Source organism: Paraburkholderia bryophila (assembly GCF_013409255.1).
Classification (GTDB): domain Bacteria; phylum Pseudomonadota; class Gammaproteobacteria; order Burkholderiales; family Burkholderiaceae; genus Paraburkholderia.
The window spans coordinates 2074281-2097263 of sequence record NZ_JACCAS010000001.1; the positions used below are offsets into that span (position 1 = coordinate 2074281).

Annotated in this window: 15 protein-coding genes; 5 read left to right on the forward strand and 10 right to left on the reverse strand. The window is 63.7% G+C overall.

The features are described from left to right. Positions 1 to 32: 32 nt before the first annotated feature. From GGD40_RS09230 to GGD40_RS09270, 9 genes are all read right to left on the reverse strand, one after another. Positions 33 to 1376, reverse strand: a complete 1344-nt coding sequence (locus GGD40_RS09230; RefSeq protein WP_179706638.1) for a glycosyltransferase WbuB — start codon at positions 1374 to 1376, stop codon at positions 33 to 35. A 55-nt stretch (positions 1377 to 1431) separates the two neighbouring features. Next, complete coding sequence (locus tag GGD40_RS09235; protein WP_179706640.1) at positions 1432 to 2574, reverse strand: glycosyltransferase family 4 protein; 1143 nt, start codon at positions 2572 to 2574, stop codon at positions 1432 to 1434. 94 nt (positions 2575 to 2668) lie between these two features. Next, positions 2669 to 3625 (reverse strand): GDP-L-fucose synthase family protein, encoded by a 957-nt coding sequence (locus GGD40_RS09240; protein WP_179706642.1) that lies wholly within the window; start codon positions 3623 to 3625, stop codon positions 2669 to 2671. Positions 3626 to 3630: 5 nt separating this feature from the next. Beyond that, positions 3631 to 4749 carry a GDP-mannose 4,6-dehydratase gene (gene gmd, locus GGD40_RS09245; RefSeq protein ID WP_179706644.1) on the reverse strand — a complete coding sequence of 373 codons (1119 nt, stop codon included), beginning with the start codon at positions 4747 to 4749 and terminating at the stop codon, positions 3631 to 3633. Positions 4750 to 4830: 81 nt separating this feature from the next. Beyond that, entirely contained in the window at positions 4831 to 7065 is a 2235-nt protein-coding gene (locus tag GGD40_RS09250; RefSeq protein WP_179706646.1) for a polysaccharide biosynthesis tyrosine autokinase, read from the reverse strand. Between the two features lie 49 nt (positions 7066 to 7114). After that, the gene (locus tag GGD40_RS09255; protein WP_179743446.1) at positions 7115 to 8254 is read right to left on the reverse strand and encodes a polysaccharide biosynthesis/export family protein; all 1140 of its coding nucleotides are present in this window, start codon (positions 8252 to 8254) and stop codon (positions 7115 to 7117) included. A 71-nt stretch (positions 8255 to 8325) separates the two neighbouring features. Then, complete coding sequence (locus GGD40_RS09260; protein WP_179706650.1) at positions 8326 to 9711, reverse strand: undecaprenyl-phosphate glucose phosphotransferase; 1386 nt, start codon at positions 9709 to 9711, stop codon at positions 8326 to 8328. 132 nt (positions 9712 to 9843) lie between these two features. Then, positions 9844 to 11448: a sugar phosphate nucleotidyltransferase gene (locus GGD40_RS09265; protein ID WP_179743447.1), complete on the reverse strand. Its 1605-nt coding sequence runs from the start codon at positions 11446 to 11448 to the stop codon at positions 9844 to 9846. An 88-nt stretch (positions 11449 to 11536) separates the two neighbouring features. Further along, positions 11537 to 12550, reverse strand: coding sequence for a helix-turn-helix domain-containing protein (locus GGD40_RS09270; RefSeq protein ID WP_179743448.1), 1014 nt, complete (start codon positions 12548 to 12550; stop codon positions 11537 to 11539). A gap of 789 nt (positions 12551 to 13339) precedes the next feature. Here GGD40_RS09270 and GGD40_RS09275 point away from each other — a divergent pair. The 4 genes from GGD40_RS09275 (at position 13340) to GGD40_RS09290 (ending at position 19014) form a co-directional block, all read left to right on the forward strand. Continuing rightward, positions 13340 to 15646 carry a hypothetical protein gene (locus GGD40_RS09275; RefSeq protein ID WP_179743449.1) on the forward strand — a complete coding sequence of 769 codons (2307 nt, stop codon included), beginning with the start codon at positions 13340 to 13342 and terminating at the stop codon, positions 15644 to 15646. A gap of 119 nt (positions 15647 to 15765) precedes the next feature. Continuing rightward, positions 15766 to 15912 carry a hypothetical protein gene (locus GGD40_RS09280; RefSeq protein WP_179706655.1) on the forward strand — a complete coding sequence of 49 codons (147 nt, stop codon included), beginning with the start codon at positions 15766 to 15768 and terminating at the stop codon, positions 15910 to 15912. Positions 15913 to 16011: 99 nt separating this feature from the next. Beyond that, a complete protein-coding gene (locus GGD40_RS09285) occupies positions 16012 to 16464 on the forward strand; it encodes a GDP-mannose mannosyl hydrolase (RefSeq protein WP_179706656.1) in 453 nt (150 codons plus the stop codon). A 168-nt stretch (positions 16465 to 16632) separates the two neighbouring features. Then, positions 16633 to 19014, forward strand: coding sequence for a PIG-L family deacetylase (locus tag GGD40_RS09290; RefSeq protein ID WP_179743450.1), 2382 nt, complete (start codon positions 16633 to 16635; stop codon positions 19012 to 19014). 59 nt (positions 19015 to 19073) lie between these two features. Here the strand turns inward: GGD40_RS09290 and GGD40_RS09295 are convergent, their stop codons facing one another. Then, positions 19074 to 20159, reverse strand: coding sequence for a glycosyltransferase family 4 protein (locus GGD40_RS09295; protein ID WP_179706659.1), 1086 nt, complete (start codon positions 20157 to 20159; stop codon positions 19074 to 19076). An 853-nt stretch (positions 20160 to 21012) separates the two neighbouring features. Between GGD40_RS09295 and GGD40_RS09300 the strand changes: the two genes are divergently transcribed. Further along, on the forward strand, positions 21013 to 22956 hold the full coding sequence (locus tag GGD40_RS09300; RefSeq protein ID WP_179743451.1) for a hypothetical protein: 1944 nt from the start codon (positions 21013 to 21015) through the stop codon (positions 22954 to 22956). Positions 22957 to 22983: the final 27 nt, after the last annotated feature.

A 22983-nucleotide genomic window follows, 5' to 3' on the forward strand; every position in this document is an offset into this window, starting at 1 on the left:
GTGCGCATTCATGACGTGGGCCGCTTGCCGGATCAATCCGGCGCGGCTTCCTCCGCCGTGGCCGGTTTGCGCCGGCGCCGCGCCGCAGCGGTCGAATGCCGCGCGTTGAAAAACGACACCTCGGCCTTGACCCGTCCGCGTGGTGCGTCTTCACGTACCCGCATGACTCCACCTAAGCGCTCCTCGAACGTGCGGATCGTCGCGTCCGGCGAGAGCGCGCGCTCCGCGTAGCTGCGCGCGGCCTTGCCGAGTGCCGCGCGTCGTTCGGCATCGCCCGCGAGCATGATGAGTGCCGCCGCCAGCGCCTTAGCCTTGTCCGGCGGCACCACGACACCGCGCGGCGCAACCGCTTCGTAGAGCGCCGTGCCACGGCGCGCCATGGCCACGGTCGCACGGCCGCTCGCGAACATGCCGGTGAGCTTGGACGGCATCACCAGATCCGCCGCGTCGCCGCGTTGCGGCAGCACGTGAATGTCGGCGAGATTGAGCAATTCGTTCAGACGTTCGGTGGGCTGCAACGGCATGAAAATGCAGTTGCTCAAGCCCGCGCAACGTTCGAGCAGACTTTCGCGCGCCGCGCCGCTGCCGCAAAAAACGAACGTGAGATCGGTCCGCTCGGCCAGCATCACGGCGGCGTCGGCAAGCGTTTCGATCCCCTGCTTCGCGCCCATGTTGCCGGAGTACAGCACCACCTTCTGCCCGGCGGGAATACCCAGTTCACGACGATAGTCGCTGGCGCGCGAGAGCGGAAAAATCGCCGACACGTCGACCCAGTTCGGCAGGCACACAATGCGCGAGGGCGCCACGCCCTTCGCCGCCGCGCGCGCGCTCATCTGCCGCGTGATCGACGACACCGCATCGAACCGCCGCAGCAGCGCACTTTCGATCCAGCGCGCGAAACGCGCGCCAAGCGAGCTCTTCAGCAGGCCCAGTTCGAATGCCGCGTCGACCTCGTAGTCCTGAATGTGCAGCCACGCACGCGCGCCGGTGACGCGGGCAAGCGTCAACGCGGCGGGCGCGCACATCAAGGTGGGGGCGATCAGCATGACCGCGTCGGGACGCCATACGGCCTGCCAGGCGATCAACGGAAACGAACTCAGCGCGAAGCTCGCGAGGTGCACCATGCGCTTCAGGCCGCTCGGCCGCGACGGCACCCACAGCGGCGCGCGCCACAGCGATACGCCGTCGCGCATTTCGCGCTGATAGCGCCACGCCGCGTAGCCCGCCGTCACGCGCCACTCCGGGTAATAAGGCGGTGCGCACACCACGCGCACCTCGTGCCCCCTGCGGGCCAGCAACACGGCCATTTCCGCCGTGTACTTGCCTGTCCCCGTCAGTTCCGGCGCGTAGTTGATGCCGTAGATCAGGATCTTCATTATGACTGCCAGAACAAGTTAGGGCTTCACAGGCGCGACGCCGCAACAGCGCGCGTCAATCGCTCAACATCAGGGCACAGCCTCGGGCAATATTGGCGGCGGCCGAAGGCGGATCGAAACGGCGGATCACATCCATGCAGCGGTGCGCCGTGCCGCCGGCGTCGGCGAAGGCTTCCATGGCCTTGAGCATGGTGCGCTGCAAGCCGGCCACGTCGCCCGCCGTAAACGCATAGCCGCTCACGCCGTCGATCACCAGTTCCGGCACGCAACCGCAACTCTCGCTGACCACCGCCGGGCAACCGTGCGCAAGCGCCTCGTTCACCACCAGCCCCCACGGTTCGCTATAGCTCGGCAACACCATGCAGGTCGCGCCGTAGTACTCGCGCGTGAGCGGCTCGTCCTGCAGACTGCCGGCGAACGTCACCGCGTCGTCGAGCGCGAGCTCGGCCACCTTCGCATGCAACACCTCGGCCATCGGTCCGGTGCCGACAATGCGCAGCTTCGCTGCAGGAATACGCCGCCGCAAACCGGCGAACGCTTCGATCAGCGTGCCGATACCCTTCTCTTCCGAGAGCCGCCCTACGTACAGAAACACCGGCGGATTACCGGCACGCGCGGCGACCCGCTCGACTAGCGCACGCTCCGGCGAAAACGAGCCGGGCAGCGCGGCGGCCTGGCACGGCACGAAGATCTTGTCGCGCTTCGCGCCGAGCGACAGCAGATACTCGCGACTGCGTTCGCCGAAACCGAAATAGCCGTCGCACAGCGAGAAGAACACCCGCTTGGGGATCGACGTGAGTAGCTTCTTGGGCCGGTCGCGCGCGGTGGAATCGCAGAAGACCGCGCGCCGCTTGCCGGTCACGATGCACGCCGCCAGCATCGCCCAGTATTCCGGACGGTGATAACCGGGCAGCACGATCAGATCCGACTTGGTGCGCAACACTTCCCACGTGAGCCGGGCGATCAGCTTCATCCTCGGCACGTCTTCGTAGCAACCGTCGAAGAGTTTCTGCATCGGATAACGATGGAACGAGTAGTCCACGTCGGAGAAGCCGATCCGGTCATGCTCGGTATCGGCGATCTGCACCATCGAATAGCGGATCGCACCCGACGCCGAGATGTTATGCAAGGCGGAGAACACCACACCCTTATGGCGCGACCATACGACGTTGTGAAAGATCGTGACTGACGCGGTCATGTGTATGCCACTCCAAAAAAGTCGTCCATGCGTGCGTGGCGCGGTCCGCGCACGCACTGCGTTTGAGGCATTGCCAGAAGCCGCTGTCGCGCGGCTATGCCTGCAACGCAGCGGCGCTGGAGCCGGCGTGCAGTTCGACGAATTCCCGATAAGTGGCCGCGATACCTTCCTCAAGCCCGATCGTTGCATGCCAACCCATCTGCGCGAGCCGCGAGACGTCGAGCAGCTTGCGCGGCGTGCCGTCGGGTTTCGACGCGTCGAACACCAGTTCGCCTTCGAAGCCCACCACCTTGCAGATGCATTCGGCCAGCTCGCGAATCGACAGATCCTCGCCGACGCCGACGTTGAACAGCCCTTCCGTGACGTTGTGTTCGAGCATGAACAGCGTCGCGGCGGCCAGATCGTCGACATGCAGAAACTCGCGGCGCGGCGTGCCCGAGCCCCACACCGTCAAGCTCGCCGCGCCGCCCAGGCGCGCTTCGTGCGCCTTACGCAGCAGCGCCGGCAACACGTGGCTGCTGGTCAGGTCGTAGTTGTCGTTGGGGCCGTAGAGATTGGTCGGCATCAACGCGACGTACTGCGTGTTGTACTGGCGGTTGTAGGCGTCGCACAGCTTGACGCCGGCAATCTTGGCGATCGCGTACGCGTCGTTGGTCGGCTCCAGCGGCGAGGTCAGCAGATACTCCTCGCGGATCGGCTGCGGACATTGCTTCGGGTAAATGCACGACGACCCGAAGAACACCAGCCGTTCCACCTGCGCGCGATACGCCGCGTGGATCACGTTGGCTTCGATCACCAGGTTTTGATAGATGAACTCGGCCGGCCGCGTCGCGTTGGCGAGAATCCCGCCCACGCGCGCGGCGGCCAGCAGCACCACATCGATCCGCTCGGTTTCGAAAAAGCGCTGCACGGCGGCCTGATCCGTGAGATCGAGCTCCGCGTGCGAACGGGTGACCACGTTCGGATAGCCTGCGGCGGTGAGCTGCCTGACCAGCGCGGAGCCGACCATGCCGCGATGGCCCGCGACGAAAATGCGTGCTTGTTGGTTCATGGCCGTTACTCGTGATGTTCCAGCGCCGTGAATCCGGCCAGCGTGACGAGCGCGTCACGTCTCGCGATCTGATAGTCCGAGCGCACCATCTCCTTGACGAGCGACTCGAACGAGGTGGTCGGCTTCCAGCCGAGCTTCGCATGCGCCTTCGACGGATCGCCGAGCAGCGTCTCGACTTCGGCGGGCCGGAAGTAGCGCGGATCGACGCGCACGATCACGTCGCCGGGCGACATCTTGATCTCGCGCCCTTCGACCTTTTCGACGATGCCGACTTCATCCACGCCGCTGCCTTCGAAGCGTACGGTCACACCCAACTCCGCCGCCGCGTGCTGCACGAACTGCCGCACGCTGTACTGCACGCCGGTGGCGATGACGTAGTCCTCCGGCATTTCCTGTTGCAGCATGCGCCACTGCATCTCCACGTAGTCGCGCGCATGGCCCCAGTCGCGCAGCGCGGACAGATTGCCGAGATAGAGCGTCTTCTGCATGCCGACCGCGATCCGCGCGACCGCGCGCGTGATCTTGCGCGTCACGAAGGTCTCGCCCCGCACCGGCGATTCGTGATTGAACAGAATCCCATTGCACGCGTAGAGCCCATAGGCTTCGCGGTAATTGATGGTGGTCCAGTACGCGAACAGCTTGGCGACCGCATAAGGGCTGCGCGGATAGAACGGCGTGGTCTCCGACTGCGGCACCTGCTGCACGAGGCCGTACAGTTCCGAGGTCGAGGCCTGATAGAAACGGGTTTTCTTTTCCATCCCGAGAATCCGGATCGCTTCGAGAATCCGTAGCGCGCCGAGGCCGTCCGCGTTGGCGGTGTATTCCGGTTCCTCGAACGACACCGCGACATGGCTCTGCGCCGCGAGGTTATAGATCTCGTCGGGCTCCACGCGTTGAATCACGCGCAGCAGGCTGGTGGAGTCGGTCAGATCCGCGTGGTGCAGAAAGAGCCGTTGGTCCGGATCGTGGGGATCGCGGTAAAGGTGATCGATACGGTCTGTATTGAACAGAGACGACCTGCGTTTGATGCCATGCACGTCGTAGTTCTTGGCGAGCAGCAGCTCCGCCAGATACGACCCGTCCTGTCCGGTGATGCCGGTGATCAGCGCGACCTTGCGTTCCATGGAGCAACTCCTCGTGTGAGCTTTTAGATTTAAGTACCGGCACCCGCCGCCTGGTTGAAAGGTCCGCGGCGGGCTCCGTTGTCAACCTGCAATGCTGTCGTACCCGTAATACCCGCCCTGATAGCCCGAACCGAGGAACGCGCCTTCCTGCGGCACGTCGGTCAGCAGCACACCCCTGAGCGACACCCCGCCATTGCGCAGCCGCTTGGCCGTCTCGGCGATCTCGTTGAGCGGATGGCGGCCATGGCGCACCACCAGCAGCGTCGTGCCCGCGTACTTGCCGATCAGCGTCGAGTCGGTCACCGCCAGCACCGGCGGCGTGTCGACGATCACCAGGTCGTAGTGCGACTTCAGTTCTTCCAGCATCGTCTCGAAGCGCTTGCTCATCAGCAGTTCGGACGGATGCGACGGCAGCGTGCCTTTGGCGAGCACGTCGAGGCCGGGCAGCACGTCGCGCTGCACCATCGACATCAGATCGCCGCCGCTCAGCACGTCGGACAAACCGGGTTGATGCCCGATACCGAAGTGCGAGTGCACGTCGCCGCGCCGCATATCGCCGTCGATAATCAGCACCCGCTTGTTCGCCGACGCCACCAGCGCCGCCAGATTCACGGAGAGGAACGACTTGCCGGTATCGGGCCGCGAGCCGGTGATCATCACGATGTTGTTCTCGGCGTGATCGAGCGAGAGCTGCAACGAGGTGCGCAGATTGCGCACGCCTTCCACCGCGATGTCTTCCGGCGCCTGTTGCGCGAGCACATGCAGACCACGGCGGCGCAGCATGACGTTTTCCTGCAGACGCAACTGGGTCTGGCTGCGCGGCACGACCGCGAACACCGGCACGCCGAGCACCGCTTCGAGTTCGTCCGGACGTTCCACGCCGCCGTACATCGCGCGCTTGAAGAAGGTCAGCAGAATGCCGATCAGCAGGCCACCGCCGAGCGCGATCAGAATCGCGATCACGCGCTTCGGCCGCACCGGTTCGTCGGGCGCTTCCGCGAAGTCCACCACGCGCACGCTGCCCACCTGGCCGGCCTTGGCCACACGCAATTGCTGCGCGCTGTTCAGCAGATTCGTGTACAGCTCGGTGTCGACATGCACGTCGCGCAACAGACGCAATGCGGTCTGCTCCGTGTCCGGCATGACCGCCACGCTGCGGTTCATGTTGGCGGCTGCGCCTTGCAACGCGGCGATCTGTGCGTCGAGCGCGGCCACCGCCGGGTGATTCGCGGTGAAGCGTTGCGACATCTCCGCGCGTTGCTGTTGCAGATCCATCAGCTTGGTCTTGTTGTCGACGATCTGCTGCAGCAGCAGACGGCTTTCTTCGCCGAGGTCGACCGTGCCGTGCGTGTTACGGAACTTGTTGTAGCGTTGCTCGGCGTCGTCGAGTTCCTTGCGCAAGCCCGGCAATTGCTGATCGAGGAAGGCCAGCATATGCTCGGCTTCGGTCGAACGGCTCTCCACGTCCTGCTTGACGAACTCGCGCGCCATGCTGTTGACGATCGCCGCGGTCAGGCCGCTATCGCCGCCTTCGAGACTCGCGCGGATGATGCCGGATTGCAGCGTGGTTTCCTGCACGACCAGCGCTTTCTGCAGGCGGTCCACCGTGCTCAGCGTCGAGGCGCGCGTCAGTTCGTAACGCGATCCGGGCGCGCCGACCAGCTTGTCGACGTGCAGCGCGATCGGGCCGTCGGCGGTATCGGTCTGCACCGTTTCGCCCACCTTGCCCGACAGGATCGCAATGCCGTTCTTGTCGCGCAGCACGTACGAATTGTCGCTGCCGGCAATCAACGTGAAGGTCGTGTCGTACATGTCCTTCGAGGTGTCGAACTGCGACACCGTGATGCTCTCGTCACCCCATGCATAGCCCGACAGGTTGATGAACTGCGGCAGCTTGAACCCCCACTGCCCATTCACCAGCCCGGCGATCATGCCGCCGATCAGCGGCATGTAGCGCGGCGTGGCCGTCAGATCGAGGTGCAGCGTCTTGACGGTTTCTTCCGTGACGAGCCGCGACTTCAGCAACTCGATCTCGGCGGCGGTCGACGGTTTAGTGTCGAACATGCCCGTGAGCGGCGGCAAGGAATCCTTGCCGTTCGCGTTGTTGTTCGCCGTCTTGTCCTCGACGTGGAACAGCACATCCGCGCGATACGTCGGCGGCGCGAGGAAGGCGTACGCGCACCCCAGCGCGAGCGCGATCAGCGTCACCATCACGATCGTGCGCCAGCCGCGCACGATCGTTCGCAGATAGTCCGACAGGTGCAGCTCGTCCGGTCCGGACACGTCGGTGTAGCGATTTTCGAAGTTGATTGCCATTTTCTTCACCCAACAAAGCCCGGCGGTTCAAGGTCAATTTGTACGTTTTTTATTTCGCAAGGACAGCGCCCGTCACGGCCGCGTTGATCGCCGGCAGCAGCAGGTTCAGCACACGGTTGAAGCGGACCAGTCCGCCCTGGCCGACATACACGACGTCTTTCGGTTGCAGCTCGAACTGATTGGCGAGCAGCATCGACACCGGCGACGTGGCGTCGAGGTGATAGACCTGCGGCGAATCGCTCGTCGAATTGCGGATCACGAACAACTGGCGAGCCGCGGCCGTGTTCGAATCGAAACTGCCGCTGTCGGAAATGGCTTGCGACAGCGTCAGCGAGCCGTTGCGCATCGGCATGATGGTCGCGGGCTTGTTGACCTCGCCCATCACATACACGCCGCTGTCTTCGCGCGACGCCACGCGCAGCATGTCGCCCGCTTGCAGATAGATGTCCGACGGATTGCGACCGCGCTTGATCAGATCGTCCACGTTGATCTGATAGGTGACGCCGTTGCGGATCAGATCAACGCGGCTGCGGTCCGCATTCGGGCTGAAGCCGCCACCCTGGCTGATCGCCATGGTCAGCGACATCGGAATGTCGTTGAGCGATTGCGCGCCAGGAGTGCGCACTTCGCCGTCCACGTAGACCTGCGCGTTACGGAACGAGGCGACCCGTACCGTCACTTCCGGCTTCTGATACACGTTGCTCAGACGGCGATGCAGTTCCTTCTGGATCGCCGCGACGTCCTTGCCGGCCACATGCACGGTACCGGCGTACGGAAACTGCACGTCGCCGCTTTCGTCGATCAGAAAGCCGGGCGCGGCGTCCGTCGTCTTGGCGTTCTGCGCGGGCTGCCCGAGCGCGGCGGCCAGTTCCGGGTGATCCCACACGACGATCTGCAGCACGTCGCCAGGACCGACCTTGTAGGCCGTCGGTTTGCCGAACAGCGCGGCCGTCTGCGGCGGCAACGTCATCGACGACTGTGCCGCGTTCATCTTGCGCAGCAGCGCGAGATTGATATCGGTGATCGGGATCTGCTGTTGCGCCGATGGATCGGTGCTGTAATCCCCACCCGTGTCCTGAATGGCGGCCGGCGTGATCATCCGTTGGCCCGGAACGCTTCCGCATCCGGACAGCAGTGTTGCAGTAGCGAAAACCAGGAGACTTCCCGTGCGTATACCAAGCGAGCTCATGATGTTTCCTCCTTGCGCCACGGCGTTGGTCCTCAGAGGAGGTCGCGCCAAGCGTGCTTGTTAACTACTTCTTAGTAAGCGTTTCGATGCACCAGTCCGGCAACGATCGTCGCGCCGATGATCCGCATGTCGAGTGCGAACGACCAATGCCCCAGGTAATACAGGTCATGTTCGACGCGACGCTCCATCTTTTCGATGCGGTCCGTTTCGCCACGAAAACCATTGATCTGCGCCCAACCCGTAATGCCCGGTTTGATGCGGTAGCGATTGATGTAGCCGGCAACCACTTTCTGATAGAGGTCGTCGTGCTCGAGCGCATGGGGACGTGGTCCAACGACCGACATGTCGCCACGCAACACGTTGAAAAATTGCGGCAGTTCGTCGAGGCTCGTGCGGCGCAGGAAAGCGCCCACTCGCGTGACGCGCGCGTCGTGGCGCGTGGCCTGGCTGACCGTGCCTTTGGCCTCGGTATGCAGACGCATCGAGCGAAACTTGTAGATCGTGAAGACGCGGCCGTCGGCGCCCTTGCGCTTCTGCTTGAACAGCACCGGTCCGCGCGACGAACATTTCACCGCGAGCGCGATCGCCAGCAGAATCGGCGCGAGGCCGAGCAACGCGCTGGCCGCGAAAAAGCGGTCGAAGATTTCCTTCTTCAGCATTGAACTGGCCGACAGCGGCGACGCCACCAGATTGATCGCCGGCACGCCGAGCAGATCGATCACGCCGCTGCCTTCGAACAGCGCGAGGCTGCGCACGTCCGGCATGAAGCGGATATTCACCAGGTCGTCGCGGAACTCGCCGATCAGCGAGCAGATCAGCGGCTCTTCGGTCAGCGAGAGCATCAGCCACAGTTCGTGGACGTCGTTGGTGCGAATGTAGTCGGCGAGCGCGTCGACCTTGTCGAACACCGGCACGCGCGCGGCGGTCACGGGCGCCACGTCCGGGCGCGTGTTGTACACGGCGGTCGCGCGAAAACCGGTGGTCGGCGCGGAGTCGATACGGCGCAGAATCGCGTCGCACTGCGAGCCGCTACCCACAATCGCGACCTGATGCAGATTCATGCCGGCGCCACGCGCCCGCGCCAGCGCGGCATGGGCGATCAGCCGGTAGGCGATCATCAGGCCGCCCGTTACCGCGGTCCAGTACGAGAACCACAAACGCGACACGAAGTCCGCGCGATGCAGCGAATACATCAGCACCAGCGCCGAGGCTTGCACCATCAACCAGGCGAGCGAAACCTGACCGGCCAGTTGAAGCTTGGAGCGGCCGCGCCAAGATTCATACACCCCAAAGGCTGGAAAAATGGCCAGCGCGAACGCGGCGCAAAACATCACGAGCGCCCAGTAGAACCCGGTTTGAGCGAGGTAATCGAAGCGGATCTGCGACGCGACCGCCGCCCCCGCCAACACCAACGCGACATCGAAAACTCGCGCGAGCAAATCCTGAAACTTGCGCATTTTGCTTACCTCGTTCTTGCCGTTCTTGTTCGCAAATGAGTCCTGGCCTTGCTGCTGACGAACGCTGCCGGATCGGGCGCTGGCCCACCCGATTCCCCTGCGATGAGAAGACGCGGAACGACCCGCGTTTTCTCACGGGCAGCGGCCGTAGTTGTCGTTGAACCTCACAATGTCGTCCTCACCGAGGTAGGTGCCGGACTGGACTTCAATGATTTCGAGCGGCACCTTGCCCGGGTTTTCGAGCCGGTGGCGGGTGCCGAGTGGAATGAAGGTCGATTCGTTTTCGCTCAGCAGGAACGTCTCTTCGCCGCGCGTGACGAGCGCCGTGCCGCGCACCACGACCCAGTGTTCGGCGCGGTGGTGATGCAGTTGCAGCGACAGTTGCGCGCCCGGCGAGACGACGATGCGCTTGACCTGGAAGCGCTCGCCGTGGTCGATCGAATCGTAGAAACCCCACGGGCGGCGCACCTTGCGATGCGCGTCGGCTTCGGGCGCGTGCTGCGCCTTGATGCGCGACACCAGCCCCTTGACGTCCTGCACGTGCGAGCGGTCGACCACCAGCACGGCATCGGCGGTTTCGACCACCACCACGTTGGTCGTGCCAACGCAGGCGACCAACCGGCCTTCGGAGTGCGCATAGCTCGACACCGCGCCTTCGAACGTCACGCGACCGCGCCCGGCGTTACCGTTGGCGTCTTTGTCCATTGCGGCCCAGACGGCGTCCCACGAGCCGAGGTCGGACCAGCCGGCGTCGAGTTTGACGACGACGCCGGAGGGATTCGACGGTGCGTTTGCGCTTGTGCTTGCCTCTGAATTCGCGGCGGCATCGCTCGCGTTCGTGCCGTCCGCCGATTCCGTTGCGGGCGCATCGGTCTCGGTCAGCCGCTCCATCACCGCGTAGTCGATCGAATCGGCCGGTGCGCTCAGAAACGCTTCCAGCAACGGACGGAAATACGCGCCGTCGGTCTTGCCGCCGGCGAACGCGCGCTCGCACGCCGAATGCATCTCCGGCTGCAGACGCTTCAGCGTGTCGAGCCACACGCTCGCCCGCACGATGAAGATGCCGCTGTTCCACCAGTACGTTCCCGCCGCCACGTACTGCGCCGCGATTTCTTCCGCGGGTTTCTCGACGAACCCGTCGATAACGTGGCTGCCATCGCCCAACGCCGCGCCGATACGGATATAGCCGAAGCCGGTATCGGGCCGCGTCGGCGGTACGCCCAGCGTTGCGATCGCGCCTTGCTCCGCGTAGCGCGCCGCGCATTCCAGCGCGCCCTGCAAAGCGGGGATATCCGCGATCGAATGATCCGCCGGCATCACGATCAGAATCGCGTCGTCACCCTCCGCGCACGCGAGCGAGGCCGCCATGGTCAACGCGGGCGCCGTATCGCGGCGCGCCGGTTCGACCACCAGCCGCGCCTCGACGCCGTTGGCGTGCAGTTGCTCGGCGATCACGAAGCGGTGTTCCTCGCCGCACACGATGATCGGCGCCGCGTCGACCTTCCAGCCGGACGGAAAGCCTTTCATGCGCCGCGCGGTGGCTTGCAGCAGCGAATCGGAACCGACCACGTCGATCAGCTGCTTCGGATAGTTCTCGCGCGACACGGGCCACAGGCGTGTGCCCGAACCGCCGGCGAGAATGACTGGGACGATGCGCGCACAACGCGCTCCGGCCGCTTCGGTAATTGCACCGTTCGGCCCGGCCGACGCAGCGCTCACAACTCCCTGGGTCAACATAGTTCTAATCCTTCTAGTTCTCAAAAATCGACGGAAATACTTTCCGCGGGCCACGCGACGCGCGGCCTTGTGGCTGGCCCCGTCTGCGCTATTCGCCGACCATGCGGCGGCTTTGAATCCGGAACTCGGTGGGGGAAATTCTCATCCGCTTGCGGAACACTTTCGCGAGGCGGTCACCGTTGCCCATGCCGGTGCGCCGCGCAATCTTGTCGACCGGCAATTCCGATTCGGTCAGCAGGCTGCAGGTCACCGCAAGGCGTTCGTGCAACAGAAAACTCGAGGGCGTGATGCCCATTTCCATCTTGAAGCGACGTAGAAAGTTGCGTTCGCTCATCGCGGCGAATTGCGCGGCGTCGGCGATCGAAATGGACTGCTGGCAGTTTTCCTGCAGCCAGCGCGCCGCCGCGCGGACTTTGTCGCCGGGGCTCAGACCGCCGTCTTCGCCGAGCAGCGGCGCGAGGTTCGAGCAGGAATCGGCGAGCAGTCGCTCGGCCACCGTGCGCGCCGCGCCGCCGCCGAGATCGCGTTTGATCATGGCGAGTGCGCTGCGCATCGATTCGAGGCGGTCGCCGGCGTCGGCGCTGGCGCCTGCGTTGGCACCCGCGTTCGTGCCGGGTTCGGTTGGACGCGCAGCGGCCGGATGCTGGCCGAATTCGCCGCTCTCTCTGCCGTCGGGCAGGTAGGCGGCGTCGAGTAACGCGCGCCCTTCGGCGATCGGGCGGATCATGCCGGTGTTGCGGCGCACCCGGCGCAGCCAGGCGATCAGGCGTTCGTCGCCGGCGGCGGCGAAGGCGCCTTTGCCACCCGCCACATACAGCGCATCGAAGCCGCCGTAATGCCTGGCGTCGAGCCCGTCGGTCCAGACCCGCAGCGCGGACGACGAGGTCACCATGCCGCCGTCAGCCGACAGGAACGACACGTCGTACAGCCAACCGCCGGAGCCGGACGAAGCCAGTTCGTTCGCCACCTGAAACACCTCGGCAACGACACCCGCGCCTTGCAGCGAACAGTCGTTGAACATCAGTATCGCGATGCGACGCATCCCCTTGTTCGGAGCGTGCACCCAGCGCAGCATTGCAGACTCGAGACTCGCGCAGGTCATAGTCATCCTCGTCAGAAAACGGATCTACTTTTCACCTTGAACGGCCACACAGAGAGGCCGGCTCTGTGCAGTGCATCATAGTCACCGTAAATCAAGCATTTAGCCGCCATGACCGATAGAGCAGACATGTTGGCGTGCGAATGGGGTGACCAGCCAGTGATTTTCGGAACAATTCTTCCCGGTCCGAATTTTCAGCGAATTAATTGCCGATTCGACATATGAAAGAATTGGCGTTCTGCGAATGTTAATGCAAATAAAAAGCCGATTTCGTTCGCCAGCACACATACGGCAACTGCTCGAAATACCGAAGTTACAATTTGTTTTCAACCGGCATCTGACGTCTTTTAAGCAATTTTTTCTTGTTATGTCCATCTGTCGAGTACAATTTTCTTTGCCACTCCAGCATTCACCTGCCTGACGCTAATTCGACTTTCTTCTGACGATACAAACAGGGAACCGCATTAACGAAAAGCATCGCCTAATATAAGCACTTCATAGCGCCGCCAAATTATTTAATTGGTTGTTATTGGATCGGGAGAATATAAAGGCGACGATTAATGTTTCAAACGTGAAACACGGTTAAAAGCCTGCTTTAACGAACCCGGCAATAGACGGGCCAATGGCGGAATGTGTCGGCTGCAAGACGGTACATTTCCGCCAGGGGATTGCGGAAATACACTATGTTGTTTGCGCAACACCTTGGCGCGCGAGTCGGGTCGAGGCGGGTTCGACCTGGTGCGCTAGCCGTCCACCGACGAATTCGCGCACAAAGAACCAGACGGGGAACACATGTCGAACGGATGCGAAGATCGCGCGCGGCGAACGCTCGCCGGCGCCTGGGGCACTCACGGACGGGCCTTGCGTGCGGCGACCTCGATGGCGGCTGTGATGCTGTCTGTGTTCTGCGCCGGCCAGCGCAGCGCGTCCGGCGCAGCGCCGGACGCGAACGTCGCGAAGGCCTCCGAGAAAGCGGAGTTCAGCGCCGACGGCAGGAAGTGGGCCACCTGCGCGGCCGAAAACGGCGTCTGCCGGTTTAGCGGCACGCGCGACGTGCTGTACGGCACGCCCGAACAGCACGTGGTGAAAAATTTCTCAGGCAGTGCCGACTGCAATAACGGTGTGTTCGGCGATCCGGCGCCCGGCGCGGACAAACGCTGCGCAGTCGCGCTCACGGAGCGTCGCGCGGACGCGGCGGGCAGCAATGCGTCTGCATCGGCAAGCGACCGGAGCACGACGCTGGCCAGTTCGCCCGCCGTCGCGGCAACCGAACTGAAAGCGCCGCCCGGCCAGGGCATGCGCTGTTCCGCGCCCACCTCGCAAGTCAGCACGACAGCCGACGGCGCATTGCTCGAAGCCGACACACCGAGCGACGGCACGCGCCTGTTCGCCTCCGCCCGGCCGTTTGCGCTGGTGTTCGTCACGCGCCCCACGCAAGCCGACACGCTTGTCTGGCAAATGCGCGATAGCTGGAACGCCGTGCGCGCCAGCGGACGCTTCGCCGTACCGGCGGGCGCGACGCTCTCCACACTCAGTTGCGCGTCCACGGTAGCCGGCTACTTTGCGGTCTCCGCGTCGCTGGAACGCGCGCATGGGCAGCTTGAATCGCGCGGCACACGCCCCGCCGGTATCGCTACATTCGGCGTGCTGCCGGACACCGCTTCTGCCTTGCCCGCGGTGCGCTTTCCTTCTGAAGATCTGCATCGCTTCGGCGGCCAGGGCACCGCCTATCTCGCGCCGGGACAGCATTGCTGCGACGGCGACGGCTACCGTCCGGTCTATACCGCGCTCGGTTTGTCGTGGGTCAACGACAACCGCAACTGGTACGTCGAAGAGCCGAAGCAAAGCGGCACGTTCAATGCCGCGACGAAACAGCTCACGCCCTTCTTTCAGCGCGGCGACATCATGCGGCTGATCCAGCTCGACGGCATTCCGGCCTGGGCGAGTCCGACCGGCAAAGAAACGCACAGCTACGCGCCGACGTCGCTCGCGCAAATGAAGGAATACATGACGCGCGTCGGCACCGAATCGAACCGCGTACGCACGACGTATTTCCCGCAGCAACGCGACAATTACTATCAGGTGACGTGGGAGCCGGACGCCGACGGTGGCTTGCCGTGGCGCGACAGCGACGCGAATTTCATTGCCATGTACAAGGCCGTGTGGGAAGGCATCCATCAGACCGATCCGCATGCGGTGGTGATGGGACTGACGTATTCGTCGGTGCAGGGCAACGTCAAGTGGATGCGCCGTCTCGGACCGCAAGGCATCGGCCGCTATATGGACGGCATGTCGATTCATGGCTATTACGACATCGGCACGTCGCCGTCGCATCCGCCCGAACGCGTCGCCGACACCGGCAATCGGGGCACCGTGTCCGGCGCGCTGCCTGCTTCGATGCGCGCGCTGCGCCACGAGATGCGTTTGTATCTGAAGCCTGGCGCGCCGCTGTTCGTGACGGAGACCGGCATCAGCTACGACATCGGCGAGTCGTACGGCAAGAACACGCCCAGCGCGAACGTTTTGTACGCGCAAGCCGCGGTGGTGGCGCGCACGCATCTGATCCTGCTCGGCGAAGGCGCGGACATGACCTATATCTTCTACCTCGCGGATATGCCGGACGCCGCGCCCGGCTACGGGGTTTTCTTCGAACTCGATCATCCCTCCGGCGCCTACGGCCCGGCGCGGATCAGCCCGAAACCCGCCGCGCTCGCGGTGGCCGCGATGACGCGAATCATCGACGGCACCAGCACGCTCGGACCGCTCAACGCCTTGCCCGAGGGCGTCTATGCGTATGCGTTCCAGCGGCTCGGCGGCGGCAAGATCGTGACCGCCCTCTGGACCCATGACAACGACGCCTGGAGCGCCAGGTCCGGGTTCGACGCGAACCGCAGCGTGGACTACCGGCTGCGGGTCGACGCGCCCGGCACCGCGGGCAACGTGAGCGCGTTCGACATGATGGGCAACGCGACCAGCTTGCCTTACCGCGACGGCGTGGTGAGTCTGAAACTGTCGCCCGCGCCGCTCTATGTCGTGTCCGGCAACGCGAGCGTATTCAAGGACGCGGTCACTACGCCGGAGGGTTACGTGGCGCGCTAGCGGCGCGATCCGATGGTAGTTCGTCGTGATATGACAGGGCTGATGATGATTGGCGCACACAGCATTCGCGCGGCCACGGGTTAGCATGAATCTCGATACGCAGGAGCCGACGTCTCGCCATGAACGGCCTTGCATGGACCTTGCTGGTGCTAGCTGCGATGGTCGGCGCGTTTTTGTTCGCGACGATCGGCGCGGTGTTGCTCGCGCTGTTTCTGGCGAGCGTGACGAGCCGGCTGACTAAAGACGACGAGGATCGCGACTATTAGTGCTGGTGTGGCTGTGGCTGTGGCGACACGTGGACGACACCTCGCGCCTGAGCCGTACTTAAGCGATGCCCCAACACCGCCCGTTTTGCCGGAGATCACATGCTGACCGAGATGGACTTCCTGGACATCGTCCGCCTGACGCCGCTGATCGCGATCGATCTGATCGTCAGCGATCACGAGGGCCGCGTGCTGATCGGTCATCGGCGCAACCGGCCGGCGCGCGGTACATGGTTCGTGCCCGGCGGACGCATCCATAAAGACGAAACGCTCGACACCGCGTTCGCACGAATCGCCGATGCTGAACTGGGCATCGCCAGATTGAAGCGGTCGAGCGCGCGCTTCGAGGGCGTGTTCGAGCATCACTACAGCGACAACTTCGCCGACGAGCCCGACGTGTCGACTCACTACATCGTGCTCGCGTATGCGCTGACGCTTGCCAGTAGCGCGTCAATCGGGCGGCCCGACCAGCACAGCGGTTATCTCTGGCTCACGCCAGCGGAATTGCTCGCGCGTGCCGACGTCCACGAGAACACCAAGGCTTACTTCCGTTAGCCGATTGGCTGATTAGCCGATTCCCCGCGCAAGCTTTCATCAAGCTGCGCGGTTCGACACCCGCGCTCGCCCACCCGCTCGCAAACTCCTCCCTACTGTGAGTTCGCCAACGCGCCACGCCATTCCGCTGAAGTATGATTGAGCCCTCCTTCAGGGCATCGAATCATTATGCGATCAACGGCAGCCAGGCTCGTTCGCGTTTCATCCTTTGCTTTGCTTGTGATTGTGTGGCTCGCCGCGTTGCCGGGCGTCGCACGCGCGGCCGGTTGTAGCGCCGGCACGCTGGTCACCGTGGTGGCCCATCTCGACGACGATCTGCTGTTCGTCGACCCCGCCATTGCCGAGCATCTCGATGCCGGCTGGTGCGTCACCACCGTGCATCTGATCGGCGGCGCCAACGGCGGCAACTTCGCTTATGTGCAAACGCGCGAACGCGCGTCGCGGCTCGCCTATGCGCGCATGGCCGGCGTGCCGAACGACTGGATCGAGTCGAACGTGACGATCGCCGGCAAGCTCGTGCATCAGATGGTGCTGAAGGCGAAGCCTCAACTGCGTTTGCTCGAATTGCGCCTGCCCGGCGGCGGCGTGCGCGGCGGCCGCGTGCCGCTCGGTCTGTTGTGGGAGCAGCACGCCACACTCTCCACCTACCCCATGAACGACAACGGTACCGTGCGCGTGCAATACGATCGCGACGGCTTGTCGGCCACACTGCAAGCGATCCTCGCGCAGGCGACGCTCATCTACACGCTCAACCCGGACACCGTGCCGTTCATCGAGCATCCCGATCATATTTACGCCGCGCGTATTACGCGGCACGTCGCGCAGACGCTCGGCAAAAGCGTGCCGATCGTCTATCACGTGACCTATCCCACGGGCGGCTGGCCCGCCAATCTCCCCAGCGCGGAAGTGCAGCGCAAGCGCGATATCGTCGCCAGCTATTTTTCGATCGACGGCAGCGAGTCGTCGCATGTGTTCGGCGAGTTTCAATGGGACGGCAACTGGATCGCGCGCCGCTATGCATTCGCCGATCGCAGCGATCGTCGCGTGGCGGATTTTCAGTCGCATCCGATCCAGCTTTTCAATGCGGCCGCAAGCGAATGCCTGACCTCGACGGGACCCGGCCGCACGCCGATACTTGCGGCCTGTAACGGCTCAGCCGATCAGCAATGGCGATGGGACCCGCTCAGCGCGTATCCCGGCAATTCACGCAATGCCGCGCTCGTCAGCGTGGCGACGTCGCAATGCATTGCGGAACGCGACGGCTATCTGACCAGCGAGACCTGCGATCAGTGGGACATCGCGCAACGCTGGACGCCGTGGGACTTCGGCCTCGTCTATACGCCCATGCGGCATTGCCTCGGCGAGACCGGTGGCAAGCTCACCATGCGCGGTTGCGCGGCGCTGACCACACGGTTTCGCTGGGCGGCTACACAGCACACACAAGCGAACGATCTGCGGCTCGCCGGCGCAATGGCGGGCGATGTGAGCGGCACCGGCGAGCAATCCGCCGTGTATGTGCAGCGCCAACACGACGGCCCCGGCTTCAATGTCTATGCCGCATCGCTCGCGAAAAGCGCACCGCCTGCGCTGTGGTACGCGAGCGCCGTGCCGTTCGATCCGCAAGCCACCGCGCCGAGTTGCGCGGGCAACGCGTTTTGCTTCGACAGCGTGCGCTTTCTGCTCGGCGATTTCGACGGTGACGGACGCGCGGATCTGATGGTGATCACCGCGCGTCAAGGCGGCACCGCATTCTGGTTGCTGCGCAGTAACGGCAATCGCTTCGAAGCGCCGCGCCTGTGGCTACAAACAGGGCCCGAGTTCAAGCCGGAACTGACGCAGCAATATGTGGCCGCGGATTTCACCGGAACCGGTCGCGCCAGTGTGCTGATCGCGCAGAAGCGGGCCGATAGCGGACTCGATCTTTGGGTCGCCGCATCGCAACGCGCCACCGGGTCCGCACCGACGCTTTTCGCTCAGGCGAAAAACCTCGCGCAGAACGCCGATCTGCTAGCGCTCAAGACTTCGGGTTCACGTGCGTCGCTCGCTGCGATAGAGGAGCGAGACGGACGGCTTGCCGTCACGCCGATCGCCAACGACGGCACGCGCATGAACCTCGGTGAACGCAAACTATTGCCCGCGAGTTTCGTCCCCGGCTTCGTGAAGGTTACGACCGGCGCAGTGCAGGGACCGGACAGCAACACGTTGATTCTGCTGACACCACATCTCGACGGCTCGAACGACGACGCGTTGATCGACGTCGCCACACTCGACATGACGCAACCTGCAAGCGCACCGATTCACGCGGCAGCGTTGCACGGCATGTCGTGGTCGGATGTGTTGCCGGTGTTCGTACGCGACCGGCATCATGCGGCGCTCGTGCTGTATCGGCGAGTTGACGCGACGCTGGGGAATTTCTATTTCACCGGCGGCGCACCGGCGCTGACCCTCTATCCGGCGGGACAGAATCTCGCGCTCGGCGCCGCGCAGGAATTGGGCGAATTGCCGGGGCTGTTTTCGGAGACGCTGCGAATCGACCGCCTCGCGCAATAGCACGGGCGGAACGATTCGACAGGATTCGGACGGGGACTAAAGCGGAGTACAGGCAGGGGTCAAGCGGAGACTTGCAACGGCTGCACGAATTTACGCGCGATCGTCATATAGCGGTCTGCGGTGTCGTGCAGCGTGTAGCCCGACAGTTGCCGGTCGGCGCGCGGCATGTCGAGCGCGTGCAGCAAGGCGCTGCCGTAGGCATCGGGATCGGCGGTATCGACCAGACTCACGCTGCCGAATGCAGTCGCGAACCCGAACGAAGCAATCCGGTTCGCGACGACAGGAATACCCGAGGCCAGCGCTTCGAGAAAACCAATGCTCTGCGCCTCGAAACGCGACGGCATCGCAAAGACGCGCGACGAACGCAGAATCGCGGCCACATCGGAGCGCGGCCCGCACACCTGCACCTTGTCCTGCAAGCCGAGTTGCTCGACGAGCGACACGACCGCCGCGTGATAGCCGACATCTTCGACCACACCGCACAACAGCAGACGCGCGGCCGGCTCGGTTTGCAGCACGCGTTCGAACGCGCGCACCGTGTGCAGTTGGCTCTTGCAATCCATATAGCGGCCAAGCTGGACGATCTGTTTGGCCGGCACCTGCAAAGCGGGCGCCGGCGCGTCGCCGTATTCGGCGAACTGCGAGGCATCCACACCGTTGGGAATCACCACCATCGACGGATGCCGGCCGATCTCGCGCAGGTAGTCGTCGATATTTTGTTGCGACACGCCGATGATCGCCTGCGCGCGACGTGACAGCAGACGCTCGGCGCGCTTCAACGCGCCGTTCTCGAAGTCGTTGACGCCCGAATGCATCACCCACGCGATCGGCGTATGAACCGGCAGCAGGCGCACGTACATCGCGGCGAGCGTGGCATGCGCGACGATGAAGTCCGGGCGGAAACGGCGCACCACGCGATACAGGTGCAGCAGCTTGCCGACCCGCCCATAGCGAACCTCGGGAAACATGCAGGTGACACCCGCCGCCTGCAGTTCGGCGCGGATATCCGCGAAGTCGGTCTGCTGCGGCAGCAGCGACGTCATACAGACTTCATGCCCGCCGCGCTGATGATGAATGGCGAGCCCTTTGACGAGTACTTCTGCCCCGGACAACCGCGGTGCGTGAACCAGTTGAAGAATTCTCACGATTGATCTCTCTGGATAACCGCCTTTTGCGCAACGGATGAAGAAGCCGATCCCGCCAGGTTCGGGCCCCAAATGGCGCCTGCTTCCCACCATCTTTTATCTGGCGCGTTGCCGGTACGGAACGCGTCATGGTCTCGGTAAAACAGCGACAGGTTCACTACACAATCCGTGTCGCGATGAAACCTTACACCGAAGGTACAGCGCTTCTCCGCCATCTCCAAGGCTTTGCCCGCTAAGCAATGAGCGCTAACGCCCATTTCTCTGCGGATTGGGGCCACTCACTTAGTTAGGTATCCGTTCCTTAGTTTTTCGACCCCATTTCAACATGGCGGAAAAGCACTAGTTTCTCCTTACATAAGTTTTGATTGGATCAATGCAATTAGTACCGCGTATTTGTTCATACGTAACGACTCGTTACTTCTTTTAAACAGACGAGTCGGTATGGTGACGGTCGATTCTTCCCAATCGCTGCTTTATGTTACTTACAGAACAGTAAAAGCTTCACTGATCAGCGCAGCGAGTTCGCAAGCTGCGATCAATTGCGCTGTTCTGCGAAATGTCGGTTGTTTTCGTCGTACCTTCCCCCGGTCGTTCGATTCCGCCAGGTCAGACGTGACTCACGTCACGGTGGATTCGTACGACTTGAAATTCACTGAAGAGAAACGTGTTCGGGGCCGACAACCCGGGAAGGCATCACCCTGGCGCAACCGGACAGTTGCGCACATCCGATGGCCAGTGCCGACCCTTCGTTGATCGGCCGGTCTGCAAATGAACCCCGTTGTTCGCCCGGACTCCCCACGCGCCTTGCGCGATGAGCAGGGCGAATCATCAGCAACGCAAGGCTGACAGATCGATGAAATCTCAACTACTCGTACTCTCGACCCTATCGCTCGCGCTCGCAGCCTGTGGCGGCGGTGGCGGTGGCGGCAGCAGCGGCGCCACCAGCACGGCGGCGACCCAGGCCAACGGCGGCACCACCGCCAACGGCACAGGCGGCTCGACCGGCAGCGGCGGTACCACGCTGAACGCCGCGGGCACCTCGAACGCGGCCATGAGCTGCGCGGCGCCCGCCAACTCGTCGGGTTCGGGCAGCGCCACGATTTCCGCCGACACACCCAGCGCCGACGGCACTCGCATCTTCCCGTCGGGCAGCACGTTCCAGCTCGCGTTCAGCACCAACGTGCCGGGCGCCGACACGCTGAACTGGGCCGTCACGGACACGCTCGGCAACGTCGCCGCTAGCGGCAGCGCGCCGGTGCCGAACGGCTCCACCACGATCACGCTGAATTGCTCGTCGACACTCGCCGGCTATTTCGCCGCGACCGGCACACTGGCGAAGAACGGCGGCCAGTTGCCGCAAGCCGGCACGCGGCCGGTGGGTATCGCGACCTTCGGCGTGCTGGCGAATCTGTCCGGCGTCGTGCCGGCGGTCACCTATGCGCGCCAGGAACAGCATCGCTTCGGCATGCAGGGCGCGAACGACAACGGCCCGCTGCTTGCCGACCTCGGCATCTCGTCGACGATCGACGACCGCCAGATGTCGACCATGGAGCCGAACGGCGCCAACACGTTCAACCCGGCAACCAGCACGCTCGATCCGTTCTACAAGTCCGGCAACGTGATGCGCCTGATCCGCCTCGACGGGATTCCCGCGTGGGCGAGCAGCACCGGCGCGTTCCAGGACGACGTCAGCGCGCCGACGAGCCTGTCGTATTACCAGAACTACATGAGCCGCGTGGGCACCGAATCCAACACGATTCGCTCGACCTACTTCCCGAGCCAGTCGGCCAACTACTACCAGGTGACGTGGGAGCCGAACGAGTTCTGGACCGACACCGACGCCAATTTCGTCGCGCTGTACCAGTCCGTCTATCAGGGCCTGCACTCGACCGATCCGCACGCGGTGGTGATGGGCCCGACCGACGCGTTCCCGAGCCTGACCACGACGCGCCTGAAGCGCCTCGCGCCGCTCGGCTTCGGTCAGTACATCGACGCGGTCGCCACGCACGGTTACTACGACGCCGGCACCTCGCCGTCGCATCCGCCGGAGCGTTACGACAGCGATCCGTCCACCGCGTCGGGTTCGCTGCGCGGCCAGATGCAGGCGCTGCGCGCCGAAATGGCCACCGACTACCGTCCGGGCATGAAGCTGTTCTCGACCGAGGCCGGCATCAGCTACGACCTCGGCAGCGCGTACGGCCCGAACTATCCGACCGCCAACGTGCTGTATGCACAAGCGGCTGTCGCGGCACGCATGCACATCATCACGCTGGGTGAAGGCGCGAATCAGACCTACGTGTTCTACGGCGCGGATTATCCGGGCGAAGTCGGCTACGGCACGTTCTTCGATCTGAGCGACGCGCAAGGCGCATTCGGCGCGACCAACCTCAGCCCGAAGCCGGTTGCCATGGCGCTCAGCGCGATGACGCACACGCTCGACGGCACCACGACGCTCGGTCCGGTGAACGGCGCGCCGAACGGCGTGTATGCGTACGCGTTCCAGCAACTAAACAACGGCGCGGTGATCACGGCTTTGTGGACGCACAGCAATAACGCGTGGAGCGCGAGCAGCGGTTTCAGCTCGACCTATAGCGTGCCGTACACCCTCACCGTCGATGCGCCGGGCACGAGCGGTACGGTGAAGCTGATCGACATGATGGGCAATGCGTCGACCGTGAACTACAGCAACGGTGCATTGACGCTGAACCTGACCGAATCGCCGGTGTATGTGGTGTCGAACAATGCGTCGATTGCTCAGGCGAACTCGACGGTGCCGGTGGGTTACGTCGGTATGTAAGTGGTGGGATGGGCGCGAGTACCTTGG

Coding starts and splice junctions, on each gene's coding strand:
- gmd (WP_179706644.1), bottom strand. CDS start 4,749: ATGGAACGCAAGGTCGCGCTGATCACCGGCATCACCGGACAGGACGGG.
- GGD40_RS09285 (WP_179706656.1), top strand. CDS start 16,012: ATGCTGACCGAGATGGACTTCCTGGACATCGTCCGCCTGACGCCGCTG.
- GGD40_RS09300 (WP_179743451.1), top strand. CDS start 21,013: ATGAAATCTCAACTACTCGTACTCTCGACCCTATCGCTCGCGCTCGCA.
- GGD40_RS09235 (WP_179706640.1), bottom strand. CDS start 2,574: ATGACCGCGTCAGTCACGATCTTTCACAACGTCGTATGGTCGCGCCAT.
- GGD40_RS09230 (WP_179706638.1), bottom strand. CDS start 1,376: ATGAAGATCCTGATCTACGGCATCAACTACGCGCCGGAACTGACGGGG.
- GGD40_RS09240 (WP_179706642.1), bottom strand. CDS start 3,625: ATGAACCAACAAGCACGCATTTTCGTCGCGGGCCATCGCGGCATGGTC.
- GGD40_RS09280 (WP_179706655.1), top strand. CDS start 15,766: ATGAACGGCCTTGCATGGACCTTGCTGGTGCTAGCTGCGATGGTCGGC.
- GGD40_RS09270 (WP_179743448.1), bottom strand. CDS start 12,550: ATGACCTGCGCGAGTCTCGAGTCTGCAATGCTGCGCTGGGTGCACGCT.
- GGD40_RS09275 (WP_179743449.1), top strand. CDS start 13,340: ATGTCGAACGGATGCGAAGATCGCGCGCGGCGAACGCTCGCCGGCGCC.
- GGD40_RS09260 (WP_179706650.1), bottom strand. CDS start 9,711: ATGCGCAAGTTTCAGGATTTGCTCGCGCGAGTTTTCGATGTCGCGTTG.
- GGD40_RS09255 (WP_179743446.1), bottom strand. CDS start 8,254: ATGAGCTCGCTTGGTATACGCACGGGAAGTCTCCTGGTTTTCGCTACT.
- GGD40_RS09290 (WP_179743450.1), top strand. CDS start 16,633: ATGCGATCAACGGCAGCCAGGCTCGTTCGCGTTTCATCCTTTGCTTTG.
- GGD40_RS09265 (WP_179743447.1), bottom strand. CDS start 11,448: ATGTTGACCCAGGGAGTTGTGAGCGCTGCGTCGGCCGGGCCGAACGGT.
- GGD40_RS09250 (WP_179706646.1), bottom strand. CDS start 7,065: ATGGCAATCAACTTCGAAAATCGCTACACCGACGTGTCCGGACCGGAC.